Here is a 14,674-nt window from a genome sequence, read left to right on the forward strand (position 1 = left end):
GCAAGAACCCCCACAGATCGGGATAAGTGACGCGCGAGACGTTCGCGACACGTGAGGCGCAGGCATAACGAGTGCACAACACCCGCCGCACGAGGCGCCAAAAGCGGTGCAGGATTCGTACCTGCCTGCGATTATCGGGACCGCTTCACCGAACCTCCACAACGTGCCACGGAGGTGAAGCAACCGGGACGAGGCACCCGGACCTCTATCCTTGTCCGCGGTCCGTGATCCACGTCCACACCCGGCCCCCGTAGCTCAGTGGATAGAGCAGGTGCCTTCTAAGCACTTGGCCGCAGGTTCGAGTCCTGCCGGGGGCGCTCTCCAAGACCCTTCCACTGGGAGGGTCTTTTTGCTGGTCAGAGGGTGCTTTGTGGCTTCGGCGGGCTGTCGGACGCCGGGGGCAGAGAAGGCGGATCCGTCCGGCTGGAACCGGTCCGGGGCGGGTTTCGGCGGCTGTTCTTCCCGAAAACTTCCCGAAGTTTCGGCGTGCCCGGTGGCGTGGGGTGCCCGGCCTTCCGGGGCCAGAGCAGCCCTCCATGCCACGAGACATCGGATGCGGAGCACGTCTCGGCTACCTCCCTTGCCTCCTCACCGGCTCGGCATACGGGCGTAGGCAGAGAGCCCGGCCGAAGCCGGGCCCTACCGTGTGTGCCCTGTCGCCGTCGCAATCAGCGGGCACGGCCCGGCGCCCTCGGAAGAGGCGGAGAGAGCGAGCCCCCGGGGCCTGGGGCCAGCGGCACGCCAGGGAGCTTCTGGGGCCCCTCGATGCGCTGCTGTAGTTCAACGGTCTGTCCGGTGATGCAGCGCGCGTAGGTGGAAAGCAGCACCGGGACGCTGTTGCCTGCCCATTCGGCGACCTGTGCCGGCGGGATGCCGTGGTTGAGCCAGGTCGTCAGGCAGGTGTGGCGGAGGTCGTACACCCGCTTGCCAACGGGCGAGCTGTACTCGCGCTCCGTCAGGACTGCCATGCGGGCCTTGTCCCAGGCTCGCCGGTAGACGGAGCCAGCGAGCAGGCCGCCCTTCTCGCCGGGGAAGAAGAGATCTCCCGCTGTCAACTGGTCCTGGACGACGAGGGTGTGGAGGATCGATGCGAGGGCGGGATGCACGGGCCCGGTGCGGGTGTCCCCTGACGCCCGCCCCTTCAGATCCCGGGTCTCGTGGACCTCGCCGTCGTCCGTTCACTGCTTGCCGACCTCGGGCGCTGCGGTGTGGACCCGGAGTTCACCCCAACCGGTGGAAGGGAGAACGCCGTCCTCGACACGGAGTGCGACCGCCTCCTCAGGGCGGAGTCCGGCGTAGTAGAGCGTCGCGAAGAACGCCGTGAGCCGCTGACCGGTGCGCGGGCGGGAAGCAATCCAGACGAGCAGGGCAGCCACCTGCCCAGGGTTCAGGAGGGAGCGCTTGTCGACTGCGCCGGAGGTCTTTGGGGCGGGGTTCTCGTCCCTCCCCTTGGGCAACGGGTTCTCCGCCAGGACGTTCTGGCGGATGGCATAGCGCAGGACGACGTTCAGGACACGGCGATAGCGTTTGGCGGAGCTTGCGGCAGCGGGCGTGCCGTCGAGTCGGGTGTCGAGGGCGTGGAGCACGGCGTCGACGTGCTTGGTGTCCTCCCAGGCGCTCATCGGCAGCGAGTTACGCCGAATCCAGACGAGGATGGCTCGTAGCTCGGAGGGGGCCTCGTCCCGGCGGTTCTTGTTGAAGGCGTACTCGCGCAGGGCCTTGCGGACCTCGACAGGGTCGTACTGGGTCGGTTCGGCTCGTAGGAGCGCGAGCGTGGCCTTGGCCAGGGCCTTGCCTGTGCTGATGCGGTTGTTGGCCGAGATGCGGGACCACTTCACGTCCACGTAGCGCAGGTCGAAGTCGTACCAGGTGACCTCGGCCGCCGGTACCGCGTGCGACGCCGGCCTACCGGTGTCCTGGTCGAACGGTTCTCCGTTGTTGGCGGCGACGAGGAGGACGGCGCGGAAGGAATCGGCCGAGGCGGCAGTCTTGAACGCCTCGCTGCGCCGCCTCCCGTTCACCGACCAGCGCACGGTGTAGGTCGTGCCACGTTCCCCCTTGTAGACCTCCGTCTTGTAGAAGCGGACCTTGACGGACCGGTTTGTCACGCGCTGCCCTCGCAGTCGGTGAGCCAGTTCTCCAGGTCACTGCGGCGGATGCGCAAGCTCCCGTTGGGAAGTTTTCAGGGCTTACAGCTTCCATGCTGTCTCCGCCATACCTGACCTCACCATCCCTCGACTCGCTCGACGGATCCAGGCAGCTGCCGATGCTCGGGCCGAGGGGCGAACGGTCTATCTGGAGCATGGCAAAAAGATCGAACACTCCAATTGACCACTTGCCGCCGACCGCATGGGCCGTTACGCAGCGGCACCTCGGCCAACCGGTTCCCGCAACGGCCCCTCGTGTGTCGCAGCCGTCCGACTGTTCTGCTGTGAGCCCTGAACCACCGGGGCACTCACGAACTAACTGGTATGCGCTCCTCAAACCAATAGCAAATATTCAACAAGACGTGATCAAGAAGAGCAATCAATTGATCGACCATCTCAATGAGAGACGAGGGCCGTTTACTACGCCCAATATCAACGGGGTCCGCTTCCCAATGGGCAACATCATTTCGTTTATCTTTAATCTCCCGCAAGAGGAATACGTCATTAGGTGCATTCCTCCATTCACCAGGGAGATTAAGGAGCGCCCAAAGCACCTCGAAATTCTTCTGCCCAATCGTTGATCCATCAGCCAGCTTTAGTGACTCGCTAAAGTCTTCTACAAGTCGCACGTCTGACGCGTGCAGCACGGCACCTTGAAGAATTGCCGTTCGAGCGAGGAGGGCCCCTATGGTTCCATCTCCACACCTTCGAAACGCAGCAGCCTCAAGTGCCGCAACAAGGCCGAGAGGCAAACTACTTCGGGGAATCTTTAGGGCAGCAACATCCGTCGCAAGGGCCCTTGGGAGATCTCGCATGAAGCACTCGAGCACTCCTCCCATCACCACATAGGAGAGCGCTCTCCCCATTGCAAGGAAGCCATCACGATCGAAGCCCTGCGGCTCCACTTGTGCGGAAAGAACCTCAAGCCGGCGACGCTCGCGAGCCAACCGCTCGACCGCCTCCGAGAAGACCCGTTCGACGGCGCCGTAAGCCGTCACGACATAAGCTCTTCTGCGCGCGACACCCTTCCCAGCAGCATGGCGCGCGTATTGGTCCCGCGGGTACTGAAGTTAACAAGTACTTCATCATTGAGCCACCCATTGGGCGGAGTGCGCAAACTCTTCCCCTTCCGCAACAAATTGCCGACAGCGACAAGCACGGCTTCGAATTGGTTCATCGGAGTAATTGAAACACCTTGCCGCAGGAATGGACCCTTAAGCACAGACGCGAGATACCCAGTAGCTTGTTTAAAAATCTGCCGGTCCGAATCTAGGTCACTGTCTTGCGATCTATCTTTCATGTAGGAGTTGAGGAATTCAGCCACTTTCCCATCGAATGAAGCAGACCGATCCATGTAGGCAAAGAACTTCAACACGAGCTCTTCGGGTGTTCCATTGTTCTGATTCAACCGCTGCAGTTTAAGCAGAGAATTAAACGCCTCATCTTGCGCCAATTCTTCGAGCAGCTCATGGAAGGGCCCACGGAAGATGCAGCTGCGGATCTCTTGCGCCGTAAGGGCGACGGCACCTGCATTTAGGCGACGGAAAAGCTCATAGCGCACTTCCGGTTCCGATTTATCACTTAGAACCTGGACGCGCAAGAATCGCCTATCAAGGGTCATGCGAATAGGGCGCGGGAGCTCCTCATAGGAGAGTTCCGCGAAGCTTCCAAGCGTCTTTAGCTTCTTTAGCCGCAAGGGAGTCACACTAAATCGGAAGTTATCAGATTCTGGCGCATCGACTGCCATGAAACGCAAAATGGTACAGATGCGCTGCAATCCGTCGACCACGTCCCACGTCGCATCACGATTCGTGGCAACAAAGATCGCAGGAACGGGCAATCCCAGCAGGAACGACTCGATCAATGCTGACTGAGTTTCGTCATCCCACCTGAACTGTCGCTGGTAGGCCGGTGCGATCTTGATCTCTTCCTCGACCACCATGCGTACGAGCTCGCGCAGTGACAGGTCAAAGTAGTCGGTGTCAACAGAACGCCTGTGGCGGTCGAGATCGGCGAGCAACTGGGCCTCATCTAGCAGCATGTTGACGTTTTATCAGAGGTGTTACAGTCCCCACACCTCCTTCAGCGGAAGCAGAAGAGTCGCCGCATCACGGGACGCTCCATGCCTGCACCTGCGTCGGTAGCGAGCGCGAAGCCAACGGCCTGCTCTGTCGCTCACGGGAGTGTCAGAGGCTTGCCGTAGCCTCCCTTTCTGGGACTTACCGATCACTAGCCGGGGGGGCTTGCGTGAACGCTTGGCTGCTTGCCTGCAACGCAGACGTGTTCGACTTGGGCTCGTTCCGTCGGGACGGCCAGGAACTCCAGTCTTGGAGCGTCGTGCGCTACAGGAACCAGATGGCCGAAGGAGATCGCTTCGTCATGTGGCTGACGGGGCCTAAGGGAGGACTCATCGGGCGTGGCCGCTTGACGGGCTCCCCCACGCAACAGGCATCGTCACCGGACAAGTACTGGCGTGAGGATCCAGGCACTCGTTGGTACGCCCCACTCGCCATGGATGAGTGGCTTGAGCGGCCAGTCCCACGCAGCCACTTCACTGCAGACCCACGTTTCGCTGAAACCACAACGCTACGTACGCTCTTCGCGGGTAATCCCCATCGCCTCAACGACGCACAGTGGCAAGCCTTCAGTGACGCCTTCGGGGGATCCTCGGCTGATGGCGAGCCTGAGTGGGACCTGCAGCCTGGCGACACCGTACTGCGTAAGAAGCTTCACGATCGCTACGGCGGTAGCCGGCAAGGCGACATCAGCAAGTGCAAGAAGTCTTCGAACGTACTCGTCTTCACCGACCCCCGCACCGGTCATCAGCATGGGTACTTCGACGAGTGGGCGGAGGACGGCACCTTCCACTACACGGGCGATGGCCAGAAGGGCGATCAAGACTTCACGAGCGTGGGCAACGCAGCCATTCGCGATCACGTACGAACTGGCCTTGCTCTGCGGCTCTTCGAAGGCTCCCGCGGGACTATCCGCTACGTCGGTGAGTTCGCTGTCGATCCCGTGACGTCGTACAGCTATAGCCGTGCCCCAGAGACTGGAGGCGGCGCTACACGTCAGGTCATTCGCTTCCATCTCGTTCCTGTGGGTGCGGAGTCTCAGCCGACTACCGTCCCAGTCGGCAGCGGCTATCGAGTGGCTGACGAATCGGTCGAGCCGGCTGCCGCGCAGCCCAGCACTCCAGACTCGGATCTCACGGGAAGAAACCTGAGGACTCATCGCCGGCTTCAGAACGACTTGGCAGCGGCCGCTTCTGCACAGGGCTTGACCGTCCTCTCACCCAGCGCCGCCGACCCGGACTTTGACCTTGCGTGGCGCCGCCACGATGAGGATCTCACTGTCTGCGAGGTCAAGTCTCTAACGCGGGTCAATGAGACACGCCAGCTACGCGCCGGCATTGGACAGCTTCTCGATTACCACGACAGGCTTCGCGGAAGGGCGGCTCGTGTGCGAGCAGTGCTGTGGGTGGAGCACGAGCCGACTGACGCTCGATGGCTCCGACTGTGTGAGCGCGTCGGGATCGAACTGGCTTGGCCCGGCCGGGAGGATGACGTTCTGGGGTAGGTGCACAGTCATAGCCGATCTTCCTGGATCCGGGGCGTGTCCCAGCTGTCCGACTGTCCGGTTGGAGCTGTGAACTGCGGAAACCAGCCGGACAGCGCTGATCGGAGCTGTCCCACCTGTCCGGCCCGCATACAAGACGGCCGCAACACCCCGGGGCACGTGTTGCAGCTCCCTTTCACGCTCCCCCGTTCTACCGCAGGGGCGTGTCCCTGCGAAGCGATGTAGAAATACGCGTGCCGAACCGCGGGGTCGCTCCGCTGCATGGAGGCGGGGTTCCGCGACTGCCGTACGCATGCCACCGTGGGGACATGACGGACCAGTTAGAGGTTCGCATCGTAAACGGACGCGTAGTCAAAGGACCCAGAACAGGCCCGGTGGCGATGGTGTGGCTACCGCTGCACGGACAAGTCATTGCCAAGATCCCGGCTCAGAAGGGCAACCGTCGTTGGCTACACGAGACAGTGCGCGTCCGTTCCCCGCAGTTGAACGGTGACCGATGGAGCCTCCCACGGAGCTGCCTGGTGCAGCTGGTGACCGCGGCGGTCGACAGGTACGGGCTCATTGTGCTCTGGCGAGACATGTCGAAATTGTCGCGGTGCACAAGGGCCTGTTTGGAGGCCACGGGCGCCGAATGCGACTGTTCGTGTCTGGGGGCGCACCACGGACAGGATTCTGAAGGCTGGTTCGAGCGTGTCGGGGACGCCGTGGTGGCCGACCTCGGCGAGTGCACTCGCACCGCGGTCGTCTACGGCGCGAGAGGCAGCGATGCGGACGCTGGGGTGTATGACGGCGAACTAGCCGGCCAGCACTACCGCGTAGATCGCGCCGGCCGCAGGGGCTGGCCGGCAGCTGCGCAATTCATGTGCGCGGGCTGCATGAGCCTGCGGGCCAGCGTGTGGGACCACTGCCACACGCATGGGTTTGTGCGCGCACCGCTGTGCAATCGCTGCAACACGCGGTACTGGAGCGGATGGCGGGCCCAGCGCGGTCGGGCAGTCCCCAGCCGCAACCTCGACGACAGCTACTACCGCTGGTGTCCCAAGCACGCCGACGCCCGGAGACTGTGCAGTGCATAGCGGAGCTACGCACTGGTTTGGAGGGCTGGGCTATTGCAACACTCGGGCCCCCGCCATCCGCGTCCGTCGTGGGGCTTGAGCGTCGCACGCTGCGCCAGGGCGATACCATACCCGCGACGCCCTCACATCTAACTCCCGGGCGCTTCTGCAAGCCTGACCCGCATCCTGGCATTTGTACACCTCGACCTTGAATCCCAACTTCGGTCCATAAAGGGAGAGGTGCGAATAACTCACCAAGATGCATTCGGGAATAACCGGGAGACAGTGCAAGACGTTTACATCGAGGTTGGATATGAGAGCGACCCTCCCTACTTTCATTGCACATTCCTGGGAGCGCGCAAACTTCCTTCAATTCGGTGAGAACGGCTCTCAATACATACACCCCGCCTGTCCGTCCCGCGCACAAGGCGGTTGCAACGCCCCCGGGGTGTTGCAGCCCGTTGGCGGAGCCGACCCTGACAGAGTTCCAGGGGCGCTTCACGGACGGCATCCGGCGGGCCGCGAAGTTCCGCGATTTCACTGAACGGGCTCGCAGCTTCCACCTCTGACAACAGGTTGGGTCTCAGCCGTAGTTGTCGGAGCGGCCTGGGCCAGCCTGAGGTGGCAGGCTTGCGGTGACGTACGGGGGAAGAGCGGTGTATGAGTCGATTACTGCCGCTTCGATTTGTCGTTTGGAGAGGCCGCGCGCGTCAGCGAGCACCGCTCCGCCCAATTCGGCGCCGTTGAGGAGAGAATTAGTAAGTGTCGCCTCTTCCAGGTCAGCCTGGGTGAGCGTCGCTCGGTTCAGGTTAACGCTTGTGAGCGTCGCATCGATCAGCTTGGCCTTGGTGAGATCCGCTTCGCGAAGATTGGCACAGGCAAGAGTCGCTTCGGTCAGCACAGCCTTGGTGAGGTGGACCAGCTTGGCCGGGCCATCGGCACCAGCGCACGCCACAACGGCCCTGCCCATGCCCAGGTTGCCACTATCACGCTGGCCAAGATCGTAGCGGCTAGCACGCCGGTGACAGCCGTGCGGAGACCAGACTTGCCCGAGTCCTGCCGGGGCGCTTTCGCCCGTACGGTGTTCAGCCCTCCCTTGTGGAGGGCTTTTTGCTGGTCGGGGGCGGATTGGCGAGTGCCGCTCGGTGGCTTCGGCCAGGCTGGAGCGGCTCCCTCTCAAAGTCGCCGTGTGCAATGCCGACGGGGCGCCCAGGCCGGTTGTGCCTGGGCGCCCCGTCAGGGGGTGTGGTGGAGTCGAGGACCGTCTGTCTGGGGCCTCTCCGGTTAGCCGCGGGGCCGGCCGGTGGTCTCCAGCTGCTTGTCCTGGGTCTTCGACTTCGCCGCGATGTGCGGGTTGCGGGACTTGAGGACGGCCCAGCCGATCGCCAGGCAGACGGCCCAGCCGGCGCCCACGTACAGCGAGATGCGGCTGTCCGGGTCGATCGCGATCAGGACGGTCACCAGGAGGAGGAACGCCACCGCGATCCAGCTGCAGACCGTGCCGCCCGGCGCCGGGAAGGACGAGGCGGGCAGGCGGCCGGCGACGACCGCTCGGCGGTAGAGGATGTGGCTGATGAGGATCATCAGCCAGGTCCAGATGCCGGCCGCGGTGGCCACCGAGGTGACGTAGCCGAACGCCTTCTCCGGGACGATGTAGTTGAGGATCACGCCGATGCCCATGAGGGCGGCGGAGAGGGTGATGCCCAGGGCCGGGGTCTTGGTGGAGCTCAGCTTGCCGAGGACCTTCGGTGCCTCGGAGTTGGCGGCGAGGTCGCGGAGCATGCGCCCGGTGGAGTACATACCCGAGTTGCAGGACGACAGCGCGGCGGTCAGGACGACGAAGTTGATGATCGCCGCACCGGCCGGGATGCCGATCTTCGCGAAGGCGGCCACGAACGGGCTGACGCCGGGCTCGAACTCCGTCCACTTGACGACCATCAGGATCACGCTGAGCGCACCGACGTAGAAGACGATGATGCGCCACGGCAGCGTGTTGATGGCCTTCGGCAGGGTCTTCTCCGGGTCCTCGGACTCGCCCGCGGTGACACCGACCAGCTCGACGGCGAGGTAGGCGAACATGACGCCCTGGAGGGTCATGAGGCTGGAGCCGATGCCGTTGGGGAAGATCCCGTCGTGGGCCCAGATGTTGGAGACCGCAGCGGCGTCTCCCGCCTGGCTGAAGCCGAAGGTGACGACGCCGAGACCGATCACGATCATGCCGACGAGCGCGGTGACCTTGACCATCGAGAACCAGAACTCGATCTCACCGAAGATCTTCACCGAGATCAGGTTGGCCACGAACAGCACGACCAGGAAGACCAGCGCGGTGACCCATTGAGGGATTTGTGGGAACCAGAAGTGCACGTAGATCGCGGCGGCCGTCAGCTCGGCCATGCCGGTGACGACCCACATGAGCCAGTACGTCCAGCCCGTTACGAACCCGAAGAAGGGGCCGAGGAACTCGCGGGCGTACTCCGAGAAGGAACCCGACACCGGGCGATACAGAAGCAGCTCACCGAGCGCTCGCATGATGAAGAAGACGATCACGCCGGCGAGGGCGTACATGAGGATGAGGCTGGGCCCGGCCTTCGCGATGTTCGCGCCCGCGCCCAGGAAGAGACCGACGCCGATGGCGCCGCCGATGGCGATCATCTGGACCTGACGGCTGCCGAGACCGCGCTCGTAGCCCTCTTCCGGTGCCGCGCCCGAGGCTTCGTTGCCGTCGCCGGGGTTCGTGCCGACCTGCGTTGAGGTCATGTGTGGTGCGCCCTTCCGCTCCATGCCGACCCGCGCCTCGCTTGGCGACGGATCGGGTTTCGATCCCCCCGGATGCTGATGGAGTTGCATGCCGGCGATCGGCCGGCTCAAGCGCCCCCTACGCGGACATGGGTGACGTCCGTCAGGCGGTCGTGAAGATGTACCACGGGCGAATTTCAGCCAGCGTGATGCAGATCACGGAGCAGATCGCCCAAAGCGCTCCAGGCTGGGCAAATCATCGGCCGCTGTGACCTAATCGATACGCGGTCCGAGCGGCGCGTCGGGAACGCGCCCACGCATTGCCGATCCTTCGTGGCAGTCAGTACACGAAATTTGTCGGATATTTGGGTGGCGAAGATCGCTCATGGGGGGCGGCGAGGGGACGCAGCGCGAGGGGCGCGTGGAAGCGGAAGCCGTCGACCGGGAGGGCGGACGGGAGGGCGGAACGGCGTCGCCGGTGGCGAGATCTAGACCCTGTCCAGCCAACGCCGCCCCACCCCGCCCCACGTCGCCGGCTCATGAAAGCCGTACAAACCAGGCGTAGGCTGGCAGAACGCCTTATTGCGCCGTGAGTGAGCGATGGAGGCGGTGGATGACCGACCCACGCGGCTTTCTCAAGGTCCCCCGTCGGCCCGTTCCGGCTCGCCCCGTCGAGGAGCGGCTGAGTGACTGGGACGAGGTCTACGCGGGGCAGGCGCTGCTGCCCTTGGTGGCTGAGCAGGCGGGGCGCTGTATGGACTGCGGCATACCGTTCTGCCACAGCGGGTGTCCGCTGGGGAACCTCATCCCCGAGTGGAATGCGTATGCGACGCGGGGCAACTGGCGGGCGGCGGCCGAGCGGCTGCATGCGACGAACAACTTTCCCGAGTTCACCGGGCGGCTGTGCCCGGCGCCGTGCGAGGACGCCTGTGTGCTGGCCATCAATGCCGATCCGGTGACGATCAAGAACGTCGAGCAGGCCATCGCCGACCAGAGCTGGGAGCAGGGGTTCACGGTCCCGCATCCGCCGGAGCGGCTCAGCGGGAAGAGCGTCGCCGTGATCGGCTCCGGGCCCGCGGGGCTGGCGGCGGCGCAGCAGCTGACCCGTATCGGGCACACCGTCGCCGTCTACGAGCGCGCCGACCGCATCGGCGGGCTGCTGCGCTACGGCATCCCCGCGTTCAAGCTGGAGAAGCGGCATCTGGACCGCCGTATTGCGCAGATGCGGGCGGAGGGCACCAAGTTCCGCACGGGGGTGGACGTCGGCGGCGCGGCCGATGTCACCGAGCTCCGCAGGCGGCACGACGCGATGGTGGTGGCCGTCGGCGCCATGGAACGGCGGGAGCTCCCCGTCCCCGGGCGTGAGCTGTCCGGCATCCACCAGGCCATGGAGTATCTGACCCTCGCCAACCGGGTCGCCGAGGGTGACTACGCCGCGCCGCCGGTCACCGCCGAGGGCAGGCATGTGGTGATCGTCGGTGGCGGGGACACCGGTTCGGACTGTCTGGGCACCGTCCTGCGGCAGGGCGCGGCGTCCGTGGTGCAGCTGGACATCAACCCGGAGCCGGGCGACGCCCGGGCGGACGCCGAGCCCTGGCCGGTCTATCCGAAGGTCTACCGGATCTCCCACGCCCATGAAGAGGCCCGGGGCCGGGCGGGCACGGATCCGCGGTTCTTCTCCTCCGCCACCCTCCGGTTCGAGGGGGACGCGGCCGGGCGGGTGCGCGCGCTGCATCTGACGGAGGTGGAGCCGACGGCCAGGAGGCCGCTGCCGGACACCGAGCGGGTACTCCCGGCGGAGCTGGTGCTGATCGCCCTCGGCTTCTCCGGTCCGGAGCGGGGCACCGGGCTGATGACGCAGCTCGGGCTCACGCTGGACGTCCGGGGGAATTTCGCCCGGGACGCCGGTTTCGCGGCCGCGCGGGGCGAGCGGACGGGCGGGGCGGGGCCGGACGGGGCCGCGGCGGTGGACGGGGCCGGGGCAGCAGCCGGGGCCGGGACCGGGGCAGTGGACGGCGTCTTCGTGGCGGGCGACGCGGGGCGGGGGCAGTCGCTGGTGGTGTGGGCCATCGCGGAAGGCCGGGCTGCCGCGGCGGCCGCGGACCGCTTTCTCACCGGCTCCACCGAACTTCCCTCCCCCATCGCCCCGACGGACCGGCCGCTGGTGGCGTGACGCCCGTTGACGCCCGTGACGCCACGGGGCGCGGACCCCGATGCGTACGGCTCACCCCGACGCGTACACGTACGACTCACCCCGACACATACGCGTACGGCTCACCTCGATGCGTACATGTGCAACTCACCCCGACACATACGCGTACGGCTCACCTCGATGCGTACACGTACGGCCCACCCCGATACGTACGCGTACGGCTCACCCGGGTGCGTGGGCCGCGCTCGGGTGGTGGTGGTTGTGCGCGGTGGGGAGCGGTGGGCGCCGGAGGGGACGGCAGGGGCGCGCAGAGCGGGCGGGTGCAGGGGAAGGGCTTCTGGAGCCCCCTCATGCCCCTTTGCTACTGGGCGCAACGCCCAGGCGACGACTTGACTTTGGTCATGGCGATTCAGCCCCGCTTGTTGGGTATTGACCTTCCTGTCCCGTTCTCTCTGTATATGCCAACGTGAATCGTTGGCGGCATGTGCTTGGAGGCGCACCATGGCCGCCCGACCACTCGTCGCGCGTCAGACCAACCAGCGGCTGCGGTCGCTCATCCAGGAAGCCTCATTGTCCAACTCCGCGCTGGCCCGCCAGGTGAACGTCCTGGGAGAGGCGCAGGGTCTGGATCTGCGGTACGACAAGACCTCCGTGAGCCGGTGGCTGAGTGGTCAGCGGCCACGCGGCCGGGTGCCGGCGATCATCGCCGAGGCACTGAGCGGCAAACTCGGCCGCACGGTCTCGACGGAAGAGATCGGTATGGCCAACGGCAACAGCGTGACCTGCGGGGTCGGTCTCCACTTCGCGGCCACGGTGGAGGACGCGCTGGAACAGGTCCGTGAACTATGGCATATGGACGCCGAGTCCAGGGGGCTTTTGTCGCGTTCCGCCATGACCGCCTCGGCGTTGGTCGAGCCCAGCAGGGACTGGCTGATCAGTTCCCCGGATCCGCAGGTGGCACGCAGCTGGCGGCTGGGGCCGCGGGTGGGGGCGACCGATGTGGAGCTGGTGCGGGCGACGACCCAGGCGCTGGCCGAACTCGATCACCGTGTCGGCAGCGGATATGTCCGGCCGGTCATCGTCTCCTGTCTCAGCAGTGTGCTGTCCGGTCTGATGGACGGGAGTTACGCCGAGGCCACCGGACAGCAACTGTTCGCCGCGGCCGCCCGGTTGACGGAGCTCGCCGGGTACACGGCCCTGGACATCGGGCAGCCGGGCCTGGCGCAGCGGTACTACATCCAGGCCCTGCGGCTCGCGCAGGCCGCGGACGACCGGTGCTACGGCGGCTATGTGCTGGCGGCCGGACTGAGTCATCTCGCCGTCGGCGCCGGCTGCTCCCGGGAGGCGGTCCAGCTCGCCCGCGCCGCACAGGAAGGCACCCGGGGGCGGGCCCCGCTGGCCGCGCAGGCCATGTTCTATGCGACCGAGGCCCGCGGTTACGCCATGCTCGGGGACGCGCGGATGTGCAAAATACTGGCGGACAAGGCCACCGAGGCGATGGCGCATGTCGTTCCGGGGGACAGTCCCGAGTGGATCGCGCAGTTCGACCGCGCCTATCTGGCCGACGAGTTGGCCCACTGCTACCGGGACCTGAAGCAGCCGCGGCCGGCCGCCCGGCGGGCCGAGGAGGCCCTCGCCCGGCATCCGCGGACCCGGGTACGGCGCCGGGCCATCGATCTGCTGTTGCTGGCCACCGTCTTAGTGCAGGCCGGTGACGTCGAGGAGGGGTGCCAGGCCGCCGTACAGGCGGTGGCGCTGCTCGGCAGGATGAAGACGGCGCTCGGGGAACGGTACTTGCAGCAGTTCAGGGACGAATTGCGGCCCTTCGCCGACACGACGGCGGTGCGCGAATTCGAGACCCTGGTGCAGGAGAGCGGTGTACGGGTGCCCAAGTGACGCCCCGGCGTGGGGCGGACCGGCGGGCGGGGCAGCCGGCCCTGGGGGCACCGACGGCCAGTGGGCCCGTACCGTCCCGCGGGGAGGGGGTGCGGAGCCGGAGCCCGGCCGGCCGTCGGCGGTAGAGAGCCACCCGCGAGGGGTGCAGCGGCAGAGGGGTACCGGTCGCCGGTGGCGATCCGGCCCGCCGCTCGGTGTGTTCCGTCGTGCGAGGCCCGCCGGCCTGAACGCCGGGACCGGCCCTTGTGGAGGCGTTACGGCGCCACGCCGTGCCGTACGCCGGCTGCCAGCGGCACCGCCGCCCACACGGTGCAGCCGCTGTCCGCCTCGACCCTGCGGCCCCATTGCGAGGAGGACTTGGCGACCAGTTCCAGGCCGCGGCCGTGCTCCTGTTCCTGGCCCGGGTGGCGCATCCGTGGCACCGACGGCGTTCCCCCGCGGTCGTGCACCTCGATGTGCAGCTGGTTCTCCGCTCTCCCTATCCGGCAGGTGATACGGGTGCCGGCGGAATACTGGATGGCGTTGGTGAACAGTTCCGACAGGACGAGCAGCACCAGATAGCGGGTGTCCTCGTCGTGTATGCGTTGTCCGTCGAGCCAGGAGCGCGCCAGGCTGCGGCAGACAGGTACGGCCCGCTTCAACGCGGGCAGTCGAAGTACCACTTGCTGCCCGGAACCCCAGCAGTCGGCGGGGACCAGTGAGTTTCTTTCCTCGGGCCAGCCGGCGATATGCCGGGCGGTCACCATGACTTCGGCCGAATGCATTGTGGTGGGTAACATGACTACCCCTTTCGTACATGCCTCATGGACTCCGATGTCGCTTTCGCCTCATGAAGCACTGCCAGCGCCATCGCTCGATCTGTCCTGGCGGCCTTCGGAGTTCGCCGCGCCTCCGGTGTGCACCGGACCGCTTCCGACCTCTTTCCCGCATTAATTCAAGCAGCGCGAGAGCCCGCCCGGGAAGGCGCAGTGTGCAGCAATGGGAGCAGTCGGGGATATTGCCGACGCGAAATACTATCACCATAAGAAAACGGTTGCGCATTATCGGTAATGCCATTGATGAGCATGCGCGGAGACCGTGCCGGAAATTAATTCCGGGAGAATGCGGAA

Annotated in this window: 11 protein-coding genes and 1 tRNA gene; 5 read left to right on the top strand and 7 right to left on the bottom strand. The window is 65.6% G+C overall.

Annotated elements, in window-relative coordinates; genetic code table 11:
• The first annotated feature begins 244 nt into the window (after positions 1 to 244).
• A tRNA-Arg gene (locus NUT86_RS14920) sits at positions 245 to 317 on the top strand.
• Positions 318 to 668: 351 nt separating this feature from the next.
• On the opposite strand, the gene NUT86_RS14925 is transcribed toward NUT86_RS14920, so the two are convergent.
• From NUT86_RS14925 to NUT86_RS14940, 4 genes are all read right to left on the bottom strand, one after another.
• A complete protein-coding gene (locus tag NUT86_RS14925; protein WP_274735672.1) occupies positions 669 to 1,106 on the bottom strand; it encodes a hypothetical protein in 438 nt (145 codons plus the stop codon).
• Positions 1,107 to 1,178: 72 nt separating this feature from the next.
• Positions 1,179 to 2,108, bottom strand: coding sequence for a hypothetical protein (locus tag NUT86_RS14930; RefSeq protein WP_274735673.1), 930 nt, complete (start codon positions 2,106 to 2,108; stop codon positions 1,179 to 1,181).
• Between the two features lie 347 nt (positions 2,109 to 2,455).
• Positions 2,456 to 3,145, bottom strand: a complete 690-nt coding sequence (locus tag NUT86_RS14935; protein ID WP_274735675.1) for a hypothetical protein — start codon at positions 3,143 to 3,145, stop codon at positions 2,456 to 2,458.
• Entirely contained in the window at positions 3,142 to 4,188 is a 1,047-nt protein-coding gene (locus NUT86_RS14940; RefSeq protein ID WP_159488233.1) for a DUF262 domain-containing protein, read from the bottom strand. Before NUT86_RS14940 ends, NUT86_RS14935 begins: the two co-directional genes overlap by 4 nt.
• A 206-nt stretch (positions 4,189 to 4,394) precedes the next feature.
• Between NUT86_RS14940 and NUT86_RS14945 the strand changes: the two genes are divergently transcribed.
• Complete coding sequence (locus NUT86_RS14945; protein ID WP_274735678.1) at positions 4,395 to 5,726, top strand: hypothetical protein; 1,332 nt, start codon at positions 4,395 to 4,397, stop codon at positions 5,724 to 5,726.
• A 578-nt stretch (positions 5,727 to 6,304) separates the two neighbouring features.
• Positions 6,305 to 6,802 carry an endonuclease domain-containing protein gene (locus NUT86_RS14950; RefSeq protein ID WP_268251371.1) on the top strand — a complete coding sequence of 166 codons (498 nt, stop codon included), beginning with the start codon at positions 6,305 to 6,307 and terminating at the stop codon, positions 6,800 to 6,802.
• A gap of 562 nt (positions 6,803 to 7,364) precedes the next feature.
• Here the strand turns inward: NUT86_RS14950 and NUT86_RS14955 are convergent.
• Positions 7,365 to 7,751 (bottom strand): pentapeptide repeat-containing protein, encoded by a 387-nt coding sequence (locus tag NUT86_RS14955; protein WP_274735680.1) that lies wholly within the window; start codon positions 7,749 to 7,751, stop codon positions 7,365 to 7,367.
• A gap of 314 nt (positions 7,752 to 8,065) precedes the next feature.
• Positions 8,066 to 9,538 (bottom strand): amino acid permease, encoded by a 1,473-nt coding sequence (locus NUT86_RS14960; RefSeq protein WP_018088354.1) that lies wholly within the window; start codon positions 9,536 to 9,538, stop codon positions 8,066 to 8,068.
• A gap of 592 nt (positions 9,539 to 10,130) precedes the next feature.
• Here NUT86_RS14960 and NUT86_RS14965 point away from each other — a divergent pair.
• Positions 10,131 to 11,690: a glutamate synthase subunit beta gene (locus NUT86_RS14965; RefSeq protein ID WP_274735682.1), complete on the top strand. Its 1,560-nt coding sequence runs from the start codon at positions 10,131 to 10,133 to the stop codon at positions 11,688 to 11,690.
• Positions 11,691 to 12,170: 480 nt separating this feature from the next.
• Positions 12,171 to 13,565 (top strand): transcriptional regulator, encoded by a 1,395-nt coding sequence (locus NUT86_RS14970; protein WP_274735684.1) that lies wholly within the window; start codon positions 12,171 to 12,173, stop codon positions 13,563 to 13,565.
• Between the two features lie 254 nt (positions 13,566 to 13,819).
• Here the strand turns inward: NUT86_RS14970 and NUT86_RS14975 are convergent, their stop codons facing one another.
• The gene (locus NUT86_RS14975; protein WP_229838187.1) at positions 13,820 to 14,344 is read right to left on the bottom strand and encodes an ATP-binding protein; all 525 of its coding nucleotides are present in this window, start codon (positions 14,342 to 14,344) and stop codon (positions 13,820 to 13,822) included.
• Positions 14,345 to 14,674: the final 330 nt, after the last annotated feature.

The organism is Streptomyces sp. G7(2002), assembly GCF_028870195.1.
Lineage (GTDB): Bacteria > Actinomycetota > Actinomycetes > Streptomycetales > Streptomycetaceae > Streptomyces > Streptomyces nigrescens.